Raw genomic sequence first — 14,447 nt, forward strand, 5'->3', positions numbered from 1 at the left:
TTTAAAAAGCCTGAAGCAAAGATGAACTGCTTCAGGCTTTTTATGTCCAAAGCTGCCCATTGATAATAACAGTATCAATAGGATTGTGACCAAAAGCATAAGGGATTTCAGCATAACTATCCATTGGTTTTGTAATGATTATGTTAGCTTTTTTTCCTCGTGTGACACTTCCATACATGTTACTAAAGCCCATAGCATAAGCACCATTTATAGTAGCTGCATTTATAGCCTCTTCTGGAGTCATTTTTAATTTTATACAAGCAGAGCTTACAACAAAATTCATATTACCACTTGGGGAAGACCCTGGATTATAGTCTGTCGCGATAGCAAGTGGTAGTCCAGCATCAATAATTTGGCGCGCTGGTGTATATGGAATTCCTAAAAAATAGGAGCAACCGGGTAATGCTACTGGCATGGTATCACTATTTTTAAGGGCTTTTATATCGTCGGTATTTAATTCTTCTAAGTGGTCAACCGAAAGCGCATTATGTTCTACGCCAAGCGCTACACCGCCGAGAATATTAAATTGATTTACGTGTATTTTTGGAATAAAACCATGTTTCTTACCAGCCTCTAAAATCTGTTTAGTATCCTCAACAGAAAAATAACCTTCTTCACAAAATACGTCTATATACTTTGCTATACGAAGCGCAGATGCCTTAGGGATAAGCTCTTTAACTATTTTGTTTACATAAGATGTTTTGTCTTGTCTATATTCTGATGGAATGGCGTGAGCGGCTAATAAGGTAGGTGCGATTCTTGCTAAGCTATCCCTTTTTATTCTGCGAATTACCTTAAGCATCTTAAGCTCGGCTTCAACTGTAAGACCATATCCTGTTTTAATTTCTACGGCACCAGTACCCATAGAAATCATTTCATTTAATCGCTTTACAGATTGCTTATACAATTCATCTTCAGAGGTATTCTGAAGTTTCTTTGCAGAATTTAATATGCCACCACCACGATTAGCGATTTCGGTATAACTTAATCCATTAATTCTATCTACAAACTCAGACACGCGATTACCAGCATAAACAATGTGTGTATGAGAATCGCACCATGATGGCAAAACAATCTTTCCTGTGGCATCAATAACTGTTTCTGCATCAATACCTTCGCAAAAGTCCATAGTTCCAAATTCTACAATAGTATCGTCTTGTATGTATAGATAGGCATTCTCAATGATTGGAAGTTTTTTCATGTCCTTACCTTTAACAATCAAAACATTGTTTTCGTGAACCTGAATAAGTTGTTTTATATTTTTAATGAGAATAGACAAAGGCTAACATTTTAAAGTTGAAAAAATTAAAGTTACAAAAAATTAAAGATGGTCTTAAAAAAAACTGCCACCTCAAATAGTATTGAACTGGCAGTTATAATTTTATGTCATGCTGTCCGGAAGCTTCGGGATTGTTCCAGCATCTTGAGTATAGTTTTTCTTAAGACTCTGAAGTGAGTTCAGAGTAAAAAAACGGCAATTATTTTAAACTTCCTACCATATCTTCTGGTTTTACCCAATTATCATAATCTTCCGCAGATACATAGCCTAAATTAACAGCTTCTTCTTTTAGAGTCGTACCATTTTTATGTGCTGTATTGGCAATTTCGGCAGCTTTGTAGTAACCAATCTTTGTATTTAAAGCTGTTACTAACATTAGCGAATTATTAAGCAATTGCTTAATGACTTTATGGTTTGGTTCTATGCCAGACGCACAGTGCTCATCGAAACTAACGCAAGCATCACCAATTAACTGAGCAGATTGTAATAGGTTAGCAGCCATCATTGGCTTAAATACGTTTAGCTCGTAATGACCTTGGGTACCACCAACCGTAACAGCCACATCGTTACCCATAACTTGGGCACAAACCATAGTTAAGGCTTCGCATTGCGTTGGATTTACTTTTCCAGGCATAATTGAACTGCCTGGCTCATTAGCAGGAATTATAATCTCTCCAATACCGGAACGTGGTCCAGAAGCCATCATTCTTATATCGTTTGCTATTTTATTTAAGGATACGGCAATTTGCTTTAAAGCACCATGCGTTTCAACTATGGCGTCATGAGCTGCAAGAGCTTCAAACTTGTTTTTTGCTGTAATAAATGGCAGATTGGTAAAATCGGCGATATATTTTGAAACAAGAACATCATAGCCAGCTGGCGTGTTTAATCCTGTGCCAACAGCCGTTCCGCCAAGTGCTAATTCACTAAGATGTTTTAACGTATTTTCTAAAGCAATGATACCATGGTCTAATTGCGATACATAACCAGAAAATTCTTGACCTAAGGTTAAAGGTGTAGCATCCATTAAATGCGTTCTCCCAATTTTTACTACGTCATTAAATTCAATAGATTTTTTATGAAGCGTATTTCTAAGTTGAATGATTCCAGGAATAGTTGTTTCTACAACTTTTTTATAGGCAGCAATATGCATTCCGGTAGGAAAGGTGTCATTTGATGACTGAGATTTGTTCACGTCATCGTTAGGTTGAATGGTTTTTTCGCCTTCGCCAATAACTTTGCCTGCGATTTGATGGGCACGGTTGGCAATAACTTCATTAACATTCATGTTACTTTGTGTACCAGAACCTGTTTGCCAAATAACTAATGGAAATTGGTCGTCATGTTTTCCATCTAAAATTTCATCACATACCTGCGCAATTAAATCGCGTTTACTTTCTTCTAAAACGCCAAGCTCGCAGTTAGCATGCGCCGCGGCTTTTTTTAGATAAGCAAAACCATACACGACCTCTAACGGCATTGATGCAGGAGCACCAATTTTAAAATTATTTCTAGAGCGTTCTGTTTGTGCACCCCATAGTTTATCTGCAGGGACTTTTACCTCGCCCATTGTATCTTTTTCTATTCTGTAATTCATGTTGAATTGTGTTTAATTGTAGTACTACAAAAGTACGATTTACAAGTCATTTTTGATAAGTAATCTTCTTGAAAAATTTAAATACAAATTATGGAATTCTAAAAATTTCAAATCTATTTTTATGAAATTCACATTGATTTTCAATTGCATAAAAACTAATTTGCTTCGCTAATACTAACTAAATTATTCTCACGTCTAATGGGAAAGAAAATCAACTTCATTGTCTTAACACTTATTGTTATTTTTTGTGCCTTTACGGCTACGAGTTATCAAGAACTATCTTCAACAATTGATAAAGGCGATACGGCTTGGATGCTTGTGGCGAGTGCCTTTGTTTTACTTATGACGCCTGGATTATCTTTTTTCTATGGTGGTATGATAAATAAGAAGAATGTCATATCTACGATGCTTCAAAGTTTTGTTGCACTTGGTGTAATCAGCGTACTTTGGGTTTTGGTTGGTTTTAGCTTGGCATTTGGAGATAGTATTGGGGGAATAATCGGTAACCCATTGACATACCTTAATTTTAAAGATGTTGGGATAGAACCAAATCCTAATTTCTCGGATTCTATTCCATTTTTATTGTATGCATTATTTCAACTAAAATTTGCCATAATTACGCCTGCATTAATTACAGGAAGTTTTGCTGGCCGAATTCGTTTTAGAAGTTACATATTGTTTATGGTGCTTTTTAGCTTATTAATCTATAGCCCACTAGCACACATGACTTGGCATCCTGATGGATTGCTTAGAAATTGGGGTGTTTTAGATTTTGCAGGTGGTACAGTAGTACACATGTCAGCTGGGTTTGCTGCTTTAGCAGGGGCAATTTATTTAGGAAAGCGTAAAAAAGCTGAAGAAAGTCCAGCTAATGTGCCATATGTTATTTTAGGCACAGGATTGCTTTGGTTTGGTTGGTTTGGATTTAATGCGGGCTCTGCGCTTGGAGCAAATGGCGATGCGGTTATTGCCTTTGCAAATACCAATGTTGCTTCTGCCACAGCAATGATAGCTTGGTTGTTTTACGAGCGTTTTATGGGGCGCAAAATGTCTGCTGTTGGTGCTTGTATAGGAGCTGTTGTTGGTTTAGTAGCAATTACACCTGCAGCTGGTTTTGTTAATATTGGGCAGTCTATTTTAATTGGTTTTGTTGCTTCGATAGTGTCTAACTGGATGATTCACCTTAAGAACAAAACAAGTATTGATGATACGTTGGATGTGTTTCCTTCGCATGGTATAGGCGGTGTTGTAGGTATGATTTTAACAGCTGTTTTTGCTGCAAATGTTGGACTGGTTTACGGAGAGACAGAAACCTTCTACTATCACATCATTGCTTTATTTATTACAGCAATATTTACGTTTGGAGGAAGTTATTTACTGTTCTTTTTAGTTGATAAGCTATTAAAAATGCGTGTTAGAGACGACCAAGAGGAGCGAGGACTGGATATTAGTCAGCATGGTGAAACTGTAGAATAGAATTTTAGTCGATTATTGTACCATCAACCATAGTTAATTTTCTATCAGCCATATCCGCCAATTCCTGGTTATGGGTTACAATAACAAACGTTTGTTTAAATTCTTCACGAAGTTTAAAAAACAACTGATGTAACTGCTCTGCAGACTCACTATCTAAATTTCCTGAAGGTTCATCTGCAAATATAATTTTTGGATTATTGATTAACGCGCGTGCCACCGCCACGCGTTGTTGTTCACCACCAGACATTGCATTAGGTTTATGATGTATTCTTTCAGATAATCCTAAATACGAGAGAAGTTCCTTTGCTCGTTTTTCAGCTTCGGCTTTTGGTGTTTTATTTATAAAAGCAGGAATGCAAACATTTTCTAATGCTGTAAACTCGGGTAATAATTGATGAAACTGAAAGATAAAACCAATATTAGTATTTCTGAACTTGGCTAAATCTTTGTCATTAAGTTGACTAATAGCGGTGTTATTGATTATAAGTTGAGTATCATCTTTATAATCAGGTTTATCTAAGGTACCTAATATTTGTAGCAGAGTTGTTTTACCTGCTCCAGAGGCACCCACGATAGATATTATTTCGCTTTCCTTAATTGAAAGGTTTACACCTTTTAAAACTTGTAAATCCTTATAAGATTTATAGATATGTTTTACTGTAATTATCGCCGCCATAGACCGTGAAAATACTATTTATCCCTTAGCCTTGCAATGGCACTTGCTTATTTTTCTTGAAAACAGATTTTATGCCATTAAAATCTATAAAATATTGAAGTCGAAGTGAGAAGTTATGTAATGCTGGTTGCATAAATAGATTGTCTAGACTGTCTCCAAAACCATCCATTGCATTGTCGTTAATGTTAAAAAGTTGGTTTCTATATAGAGCTGTTAAAAAACTACCAGGCGCAAATTGCCAAGAATAACTTAAATCAATGTTCCAAGTACTAAAATTTATGTCTGGGTCATTACTCAAGTTTTCCCTTGTTAGATTTGTCAGTTCTAAACGACCATTGTCTTTAAGTGTAAAAAAACGTCCATCATACGCTACCGTATCCCAATAATGTCTAAAATTTAATGACAAAGCATGAAAAGGATTAAAGGTATAATCTGCTCTAATGGTGTTGGTTATACGTAATCTATTTCTATCTCCAAAAATCGGATTGTCTAGTATTTCTGTTGCATAGCCACGTTGTCCTAGGCTATTATCGTAATTAAGATTATAAATCAATAAAAAACTATCGTTAAATCGGTATCTAGGTGAAATCTCGAACTCGTATGAAAAGAAATCACGTCCATCTTCAAAAATATCTGCGATACCAAAGTTAACATCAAAAGCAAATTTTCTGTTATAGTTTGAAGAATAAAAACCACCTACGCGTGCAAAATTTTCGAAAATAAAAGGTCTTCCATCCCGAGATTCGAAAAAATCATATTGTTTTCCAGGACTCATTCTAAAGTTAAAGCCAAAAGCATCTAAGGATTTTTTTAAGACTGCAAAATAATTAGCCCCAAAATTAAATCTGGCAAATCGATTTGGATCGTTAATCCGTCTATAATTTACAAAAGTATTTATCCTGTAGGTATTTAGTTTCTCTGTTGGTTCAAATATTTCATAAGACGCATCAGCTCCAAAATCGTTTCGATTATTTCTAAGGTTTAGACCTAAGTCATTGATATTATACTTTGTATCAGCAAATCTATGATCAAAACTGTATCTAAAATTACCGTGGGTTTTTCCAACAAACAGAAAGCTACTAAACCCTGTTTCTGCAGATTGATTCTGAAAGTTAACATGGCTCATACGTAATTCTGTATCAATTCTGTAAGTGTTTCTTTTGTTTTGAAAGTTGCTCACTACAGCCGTTGCATTGGCATCTCTAAAAGACCCTTCGCGAAGTACATTAGTATTAATAAGACTTATTGAAGAATTTCCATTGTACTGCTGGTCTATGGAAATAATATTGTAATTGGTAAAAGGCTCGATAACTTCATTTCTAACCACATCGTTATCTTCATCTACAATAGCAACACTTGTTTTTTCTGTGATAGCATTTAAAACACCTATCCCAAGACCGTTTGGTGTACGTCCTGATACTTTAATAGCATTTAAAACCTTTGTTGTGCTGGGTCTATTAAATCGTTCACCTTCATTTAAGTCTAATTGACCAACAGGCGCACTTCCTATCCTTCGAGAGAAAAATAGACCACCTTTAGAAAACAAATCAACGCCTTCAGTAAAAAATTGGCGTTGTTCTCGAAAGGTTTGTTCAAATGGTCCTAAATTAAGCTCTAAATTATCGAAACCAACTTGACTAAAATCTGGGATAAGCGTGGCATCTAGAGTGAAATTTTCTGTAATTCCGTATTTTAAGTCCATCCCAAAACGAATATCGGTTTCACTTTCGCCGTCAAAAGTGCTGGCAATTCCTGTGGTAAAAGGGTAAAGATTAAGCCTAAGAGGCGGCTCTATATTGTTTAGTCCTTTAAGTTCTCCATGATATAATCCCGGATTACCTTGTGTAGGATCTAGCGGATTCCATGTATATCTTGCTCTGTTATACCTAAATTCTCTATGAAATTGTATGCCCCAAGTCGGTTCGTCTTGCTTTTCAAAACGTAGTGTTCTGTATGGAATTTTCATCTCTAAAGTCCATCCATCATCCTGCATTTTTACGGCGCTATCCCAAACGGCGTTCCACCCAAAATCCTCGCCAAATGTTGGATTTGCTACAGCATCTGCTTGTGTACCAGAGCTAAACACAAAAAAAAGTGTGTCATTTTGACCATCATTATTAGGGTTTAAAATCACAAGAAAAAAATCTGACTGCCCAAAATCGTCTCTTGCTGTTAGTTGCTTAAGCATTTTATCGGGGTCGTCATATAAATAAGCAGAAATATAAATCGCTTGGTCATCGTACGTCATTCTTACTTCTGTACGCTGTTCTTTGTTTTCCAGAATACCTATTTCTGGTCGAAAGGAGATAAAGTCAGTTGCAATTTCAGCAGTTTTCCAAGCCTCGTCATTTAGAATACCATCTATTTTTGGTGCTATCGAGGTACGCGTAATGTTTAACCTTTTTTTGTCTTGCCCAAAACTATTAAAGCTAAATGCTATAACTGTAATGCATACGATAAAAATCTTAATATTTAATGAATAAGATAGTTTGATGACTTAAGTGTTTAGTTTCAAAATAACAACGCCGCAAAGCTACTAAGCAAGGTAGATTACGGCTCTTAATTAAACGTTAAAAGAATGCTTAATAAATGTCAAAATGACTTAAATATTTTTTGGAACACTTCTTGTTCTTAGTAAAACAGTTAATTTTTAAAATTTTAAATGAATAAATACACTAAACTTTTTTTAAGCCTGCTCCTTGATGGCGTAGGTTATCTTTCGTTTGTAATTCCTGGTGTCGGAGAACTTTCGGATGTTATTTGGGCACCACTATCTGGATATATAATGACAAAACTTTATAAAGGGAAAACTGGCCGTGTAGCAGGTATAATAGCTTTTGTAGAAGAAGCCTTTCCTTTTAGTGATGTTGTGCCAACCTTTACACTTATGTGGATTTATACATATTTGATTACATCTAAAAAAAATAGCTAGATAACTTATAAAGATTTTCGTATGGCTATAATGACGAAAATAAACGCCGTAGTTATAATAAAATAGGGGATTATATATAGTTTTAAACCTAAAACTAAGAATAGCGCAATTATTAAAATCTGAAAACCAAGCCCATATATAGATAATATGGTCATTAGCCAATTTGGTAATGTTTTTCCGTGTGGCGCATTGTGGTCTAATGTATAAATAGCTTTATCAAAAGGTCCATAAAGTAATCTGTAAAGTCTAAATAAGATATTTACATTTTTTTGTTTTTCACCCTTTAAGGCTTTTGGTGTTTTTTCTTCAAAAATGCGACTAGTTGTATCGCCATTATACCGCATTCTTAAAATAACATAATAGTAATTGTAAAGTGTACCTTGAAGCTGAATGCCAATAAATGCTATAAGTATATACCAAATATTTGTATCTGTAATTTGATAAATAGCAAATAGAAAAATGGCATTTAAAATAATGTCTGATACGGAGTCTAAATATCTCCCAGTATAGGATGGTGTATTTTTTATTCTTGCCAATTCACCATCGGCAGCATCTAGAATAGACTTTAAAATAAGAAAAAAAGCGGCTAGCCAATACATATTGTGGAGTATACAAATTGTGGCGATTAAACCAGATATTATAAAGCCAATAGTAACATGAATAGGCGTGAAACTTGTATTTTTTAGAGCTTTGGATATAACTCTTGCTGCTGGTCTTCCGTAGTCTGAAAGGTCAATAAATTTATGCGCTGTAGGTAATTTAGACATTTAAATTAAACAGAATACATTTTGCTGAAATATATCAATATTGAAAGTCTGTTTTTCGAGCTGCAATATACGCAATCAATAACGTAACAATGTCTTCACTAACATTTATAAGTGCATCATCGAGTTTAGACCAGAAATTTTCTAAAGCTAATTTTCTTTTGATGATAATTTGACGTCTTAAAAGAATATCCTTAGGAACAGGTAAGACTTCAAAACCTTTTATAGCATCGTTAATTATAAACGCTGTTTCATTCGCTCCAATGGTCTGAAATGCTTGCAACACCTCGTGAGCATATTTGCCAGAGGCATTATAAAAAAAGCCGAAAAGACCGTTTCTATTGATTTCGCTTTCAAAAATATCAATAAAAACAAAGACCTTTTCGGCTTCAGAAAGTTTTGTAAAATGACCTACTTCATTAGCCTTATTCCATAACACTGTACCAACTAATTCAATTTTGTCGGTATCGCTTTTTTGATTTAAGGCAAAATCAATTTCGGTCATAACAGGCTATTGTACCGTCACAGGAAAAGTTTCTGTTATATCTGTTTCTCCACCAGCATTTGTAATATCTCCATCACTTACGCCAGCAGCATCTTTAACAGGTTCGTGTCTTAATGTAACTGTAAAATTTCCTGAGCCAGCAGCACCAGTAGTTAACGTAAAACTTAAACCAACAGGATTACCGTTAGCATCAGCATCTGCATATGCCACAGTTCCTACGGTAGAGGTAAAGAAAAATTGATGCTCTTCGTCTTCTTCTTCAACTTCTAAAGTAATGTTGTCTACATCGTTTAAATCAGTTTCGTCAAGTAGTTCAATACTTCCCGTGTAAGTTGTATTTGCTGCCAATGGGCCTGAAACAGAAACTATAGGCGCGTCTGGGCCATCACCATCTAAATCGCGAGTTCTTAAAGTTACTGTTGTTTGTCCAGTTGCAACAAGCTCAACAGTCATTGTAGTTATAACTTCTTCTTCATTTACTATTACTGGATCATCGTCAGAACATGATACGGTAAAAAGAGTTATTGCTAATAAGGCGAATGTGTATTTTAAAGTTTTCATTTTTTTTTTGGTTTAAAATTTAATAAGTTAATTGTAATTGTAGCATGATATTTCGGCCTAAATCATCGGCGAAATATCGTAATCTGTTTAGATAGGCTCTGTAGTTAGTGTCTAATAAATTATTAACGCTAAGCGCTACATTTAATTTGGTTTTGTCTGATATATTAAAAGTCGCTTCACTATAAAGATGTAACAGATGATATCCTGGTGGAGGTGTGCTAATATCTACTAACACAGTTTCGTTAGTTGAAGCAATAAGTGTTTCAAAATTGAAATCTGGAAATTCTTGTTGCTCAAACACCCATTCCGAGGTTAACGACGCCGTAAAATTCTTCCATTCTGGCTTATTAAATATTATAGCGTTCCTCGTATTAAAGGCAGGAATATCAATTAAAGGTCTGTCTTGGGACAAATCATCTGCTTTTACATAAGCAGAAATATTTGACCAAGTCCAATTCTCTGAAAAATTATACGTCGATGCCAAATCAATTCCAAAAAATGATGCATTAGTTTGTGTGAATTCCCAAACAGGAAAAGCACCTCTAATCGTTTGCTCAACGCTGTCTGGCCTTAGGTACATAAAATCGTTAATTCTATTAAGGAATGCATCAACATTTAAACTATACTTTGATTTTTGCAAATTATAGGATACCGATACACGATTTGAAATTTCCTTATTTAGCCTTAAATCTCCAAGCTCTATACGCGCTGCGGAATGATGTAAGCCATCACTAAACAACTCTGAAGGATTTGGTGGTCGACTAGACAAGCCGTAATTTCCAAGTAGATAACTAACGTCATTTAAATTATACCTAACTCCAGTAGAAGCAGATATATTATGATAATTAAATACAGGATTCGTTAATAGCTGAGTGCCGAAATCTTCAATGACGATATCAGAAAAGTCACTATCATAGCCTCGTTCATTCCAACGTGATGTCCGATAGAATTTTTTTGCATCAATACGATTAAAATCGTACCGTAGTCCAGCATCTAATGTTAATACATCATTTAAGACCCATTCGGTAGTGACATAAGTTCCAAAATCGTATTTATCATAATCAGGAATTAATCGTCTTACACCAGTATCCGGATTGGCAAAGTTATTTTGATAGCGACCTAGAACCCCAAAACTTATTTTTCGCCTTAAATTATTATCTAAAACAACATCTGCTAATACAGAATGTGTCTGTAGGTTTAAATCTAAGGCTGGCTTATTTCTGTCGTCACCAACTCTTACATCAAATTCAAAACGTTGATTGTTTTGGTAATCGTACTGCAAACTTACTTTTCCAAAATTTTTGAAGCGTCTATAATATAAACCTTTAAGAAGGTGATGTGTTACTTCTTGTTTTGGTGAATTAATATCATAGCTAAAGTCTTCTACAATAAAAGGTTGTTGAGAGTTAATGGCATCTACCAAATCTTCAACATTTCCGATATGTGATGACCTTAGTATGCCAATCTCATTATTCAAGAAACTATAAAACACCTCAAATCCTGACTCAAACTTCTTTTTACCGCCATTAACGCTAAATCCTTGGGATTTTAAACCCGTGTTAGTAAGGGTATAATCAGGAGCTTCAAAATCACCGTTCTGTTTTGCTGTTCCTTGGATATTGGCAAACCAACCACTTTTAAATGTTTTATTTAATGAAGAGGTTATATTATATCCTCTACCATTAGTTTGTCCATTTATTGTAGTAGAACCGTAAAGCGTATCTCTTAATATTACTCTAGCAGGATTTAATACAACAACGCCTCCAATAGCATCGCCACCATATCTTAACGCACCAGAGCCTTTAATAACAGATATTTGCTTAGCAGAGTTAATGTCAATATTTGGTGCATGTTCAATACCCCATTCTTGGTCTTGTAATCTTACATTATTATTTATAATAAGTAATCTACTGCTGTGCATACCGTTTACCATTGGTTTTACAATAGTATTCCCTGTGTTTATAGATGATATCCCTGGAACCTCTTTTAGTGCATCTCCTAAACTTAAGCTACTATACTTTTTTAAAGCATCAGATTTAATAAGCGTTTCTTGTGCTGTTACCGTCGCTTTCTTTGTTGCACTAGTTTTTACAGAAACCTCATTGAGTTCTTCGATATGATGTTCTAAGGCAATTTCCCGAAATAAATCTCCAGTTACATTATAATTTAGTGTTTTAGTTTCGCAGGCAACATGAGTTATGACTAAGGTCAATGGTCCATTGCAAAGATTTTCAATTTTAAATTTACCATCTAAGTCGGAAGTGGTGTATTTGTCTAAAGTTTTAATATACACTGTAGCACCGACTATAGGTGTTTTATCATGATAATCCGTGAGCTCTCCTAAAAAAACTGAATTACAATTCTGAGAAAAACTGTTATAAAAAGATACTACTGCTAAGAGCAGCGAAAGATATTTCATACTTAAGTTTAAGTGACAACCAATTTTAAGAGACTTAGTTAAATAATAAAGCCTATCCAAACAATTCTGAGATTATATGCTTAGTGGTGGTCCCCTAAGAGATAACTGTAGTCTTTGATAATCACTGACAAAGTGATATTGTGAAGTGATGTCTTCAAGATGATGCTCTAACTCTAAAACATCTATTTGTTTTAGTTTATGAACATATTGATTATTGAGTTTAAACTTATAAAAATCACAATCTATGTCTATTTCGTGCAGATGTGACTTAGATTTACCATAACAGACTTCGTGCTCATGATTTTGAAATCCATGGGCAAACTTCACCATAGATGGCGCAAGTATAGCCATAACTAGTAACACTGCCGACAGGCGCGCTATGATATGTCGTTTAAAGTCTTTCAATCTATAAATCTTCCTAAACCAAATCGTCTGAGCATTTTCTTTTCAAAATTCCAAAAAAATTGAAACTGCCCAAATAGCCATCCAAAGGTAACTAAAAGAATTTGGTAAAAAATTAGCCCAATGATAATAAATAAAACCCAATAGAGTATAGGGTTTAAGTTTTCTTTAGTAATTCCTAAGAGTTTAATTATTGGTCTGCCAATAAACATAGAAGAACTACCAGTGATGGCAAATACAATAAAAACACGAATCATTTCCCATTTGGCATCGAGAATCCATTTGTTTTCAAGTTTTTTGAAAAGAAATAAGGTAAATTTTAATAAAACAAAAAATAATACCATCGTTGAAATTACTAAGGCAAATAAACCAAAGTCGCCAACGATAGTATTTGAAATTTTATAGGACGAATACCCTAAAGCTACAATCCCTGCGATTGGAAAAAGAAGTTGCCAATTTTCGGTGATTTCCCAGCGTTTTTTAAATTTTTCCATAGCGTTTTAAAAACGCTACAAATTTACATTAAATTCTTACGACGAAAGGCCCTAATTTCTGATTGTATTTTAACTGAAAGTAAATGAAGTAATTATAAAGTTTGTAATTTATTTCATAACCATAATCTTCGCGAGGATTGTAGTCAATTTGTAGCTGATATAGATTGGGGTCGAACTGTTGTGGTTGATTGACTCTTAAATTCCAATTCGTCACATAGATTTGATTACGCGTCTCTAAAAAGTTTTGAGAATAATAATGTCTAGGTCTAGCAGTACTTTGTAACCATGCGTTAAAACCTGGTTCTATGATTATAATTTCGTATTCGTTCTCATCGCTGTCTATGACTACCGTATCGTTTTCTACAAGACTTTCCTCACGTTCATTACTAGGAGGTTTTGGAGCGTCTACAGTTTTGCAGCTAGAAATTAGTACTAAAAGAATGAGAAATGGGATAAGTGTTTTCATATTATAAAGTTATTAAATATTGAATTTGTTTTGGTGTTATATGTTCTATTTAACACTTCAAATAACCGAATAGAGTACCCAATAACAAAGCATAAATGCGTTAGCGATGTATTACATTGAGTGAAACATAACTTTAAATGAGCCATAAAAAAAAGCAGCTAAAGAAAGCTGCTTTATCATATTTATATTTAAGAAAGACCTATCGACCTCTACCAAAAAGTCCGCCCAGTAATCCGCCTAGACCTCCTCTTTTTTTGGAGCCACCAAGGACCATACCTGCCACATCATCTACAACACTACCATCACCGTCTGCATCTAATATTTGCTCTAAAAAGCTTTGCTCGTTTTTCGCTTTGCTACCGCCAAGTAATCCGCCTAATAAGCCACTAAGCTCGTTTTCTGAGCTTACGTTATTTTGTCGTTTTTGCTTACCAAGGACACCCATAAGAATTGGAGCAGCAACTTTAAGTATTTCGCCCACCGAACCAGAATCTAATCCTGCTTTTTGCCCAATGACTTGTTGTACGCCTTGTTGTTTTTGTCCAAGAATATGTCCTAAAATTTTAGAACCATCGGTCTTAACCTCTTCATCAACGCCGCCTCCAAAAAGACCACTTAAATTATCTAAGATGCTTCCGTCGTGTTTATTACTGAGAGCGCCCATTAAGCCTTGAGCACCTTCTGGAGTAGAAGCATTGCGCTCCATAGCTTTCATTAAAACAGGTAGTGCCATTGTTAGCACACTGCTTGTTTTACTCTGTTCTGTATTTGTAGTGCCAGATACACCACTAATGATTGTTTTTCCTAAATCGCTATTTAGCAAGTCTAAAATGCCTTCCATAGTTGTAAAGTTTTTGTTAGTAAAGTTTTTCAATG

At 34.9% G+C, this 14,447-nt stretch carries 14 protein-coding genes; 2 read left to right on the top strand and 12 right to left on the bottom strand.

Annotated features, from left to right (window positions below):
* Window positions 1–40: 40 nt before the first annotated feature.
* A complete protein-coding gene (gene hutI, locus DFQ05_RS03505; RefSeq protein WP_132703608.1) occupies window positions 41–1,279 on the bottom strand; it encodes an imidazolonepropionase in 1,239 nt (412 codons plus the stop codon).
* Between the two features lie 199 nt (window positions 1,280–1,478).
* Entirely contained in the window at window positions 1,479–2,876 is a 1,398-nt protein-coding gene (fumC, locus tag DFQ05_RS03510) for a class II fumarate hydratase (protein WP_132703610.1), read from the bottom strand.
* Window positions 2,877–3,074: 198 nt separating this feature from the next.
* Between fumC and DFQ05_RS03515 the strand changes: the two genes are divergently transcribed.
* Window positions 3,075–4,352, top strand: coding sequence for an ammonium transporter (locus DFQ05_RS03515; RefSeq protein WP_132703612.1), 1,278 nt, complete (start codon window positions 3,075–3,077; stop codon window positions 4,350–4,352).
* A gap of 4 nt (window positions 4,353–4,356) precedes the next feature.
* Here DFQ05_RS03515 and DFQ05_RS03520 read toward each other — a convergent pair whose 3' ends face one another.
* Window positions 4,357–5,019: an ABC transporter ATP-binding protein gene (locus DFQ05_RS03520; RefSeq protein ID WP_132704152.1), complete on the bottom strand. Its 663-nt coding sequence runs from the start codon at window positions 5,017–5,019 to the stop codon at window positions 4,357–4,359.
* A 34-nt stretch (window positions 5,020–5,053) separates the two neighbouring features.
* Window positions 5,054–7,522 carry a DUF5916 domain-containing protein gene (locus DFQ05_RS03525; RefSeq protein ID WP_338419698.1) on the bottom strand — a complete coding sequence of 823 codons (2,469 nt, stop codon included), beginning with the start codon at window positions 7,520–7,522 and terminating at the stop codon, window positions 5,054–5,056.
* 168 nt (window positions 7,523–7,690) lie between these two features.
* Here DFQ05_RS03525 and DFQ05_RS03530 point away from each other — a divergent pair, with 168 nt between their 5' ends.
* A complete protein-coding gene (locus DFQ05_RS03530; protein ID WP_132703616.1) occupies window positions 7,691–7,960 on the top strand; it encodes a hypothetical protein in 270 nt (89 codons plus the stop codon).
* 5 nt (window positions 7,961–7,965) lie between these two features.
* Here the strand turns inward: DFQ05_RS03530 and DFQ05_RS03535 are convergent, their stop codons facing one another.
* From DFQ05_RS03535 to DFQ05_RS03570, 8 genes are all read right to left on the bottom strand, one after another.
* The gene (locus tag DFQ05_RS03535) at window positions 7,966–8,727 is read right to left on the bottom strand and encodes a CDP-alcohol phosphatidyltransferase family protein (protein WP_132703618.1); all 762 of its coding nucleotides are present in this window, start codon (window positions 8,725–8,727) and stop codon (window positions 7,966–7,968) included.
* 34 nt (window positions 8,728–8,761) lie between these two features.
* On the bottom strand, window positions 8,762–9,229 hold the full coding sequence (locus DFQ05_RS03540) for a DMP19 family protein (protein ID WP_132703620.1): 468 nt from the start codon (window positions 9,227–9,229) through the stop codon (window positions 8,762–8,764).
* A gap of 6 nt (window positions 9,230–9,235) precedes the next feature.
* On the bottom strand, window positions 9,236–9,790 hold the full coding sequence (locus tag DFQ05_RS03545; RefSeq protein ID WP_132703622.1) for a type 1 periplasmic binding fold superfamily protein: 555 nt from the start codon (window positions 9,788–9,790) through the stop codon (window positions 9,236–9,238).
* Window positions 9,791–9,809: 19 nt separating this feature from the next.
* On the bottom strand, window positions 9,810–12,209 hold the full coding sequence (locus tag DFQ05_RS03550) for a TonB-dependent receptor (protein ID WP_132703624.1): 2,400 nt from the start codon (window positions 12,207–12,209) through the stop codon (window positions 9,810–9,812).
* A gap of 72 nt (window positions 12,210–12,281) precedes the next feature.
* Window positions 12,282–12,614, bottom strand: a complete 333-nt coding sequence (locus DFQ05_RS03555) for a hypothetical protein (RefSeq protein WP_241974202.1) — start codon at window positions 12,612–12,614, stop codon at window positions 12,282–12,284.
* Window positions 12,611–13,105 carry a DUF6787 family protein gene (locus tag DFQ05_RS03560; protein ID WP_132703626.1) on the bottom strand — a complete coding sequence of 165 codons (495 nt, stop codon included), beginning with the start codon at window positions 13,103–13,105 and terminating at the stop codon, window positions 12,611–12,613. The genes DFQ05_RS03555 and DFQ05_RS03560 overlap by 4 nt, the downstream gene beginning before the upstream one ends.
* A 28-nt stretch (window positions 13,106–13,133) precedes the next feature.
* Entirely contained in the window at window positions 13,134–13,571 is a 438-nt protein-coding gene (locus tag DFQ05_RS03565; protein WP_132703628.1) for a DUF6146 family protein, read from the bottom strand.
* A 199-nt stretch (window positions 13,572–13,770) separates the two neighbouring features.
* Window positions 13,771–14,412: a DUF937 domain-containing protein gene (locus tag DFQ05_RS03570; RefSeq protein ID WP_132703630.1), complete on the bottom strand. Its 642-nt coding sequence runs from the start codon at window positions 14,410–14,412 to the stop codon at window positions 13,771–13,773.
* Between the last annotated feature and the right edge of the window lie 35 nt (window positions 14,413–14,447).

Source organism: Winogradskyella wandonensis (assembly GCF_004346845.1).
In the GTDB taxonomy this organism is placed as follows: Bacteria; Bacteroidota; Bacteroidia; order Flavobacteriales; family Flavobacteriaceae; genus Winogradskyella; species Winogradskyella wandonensis.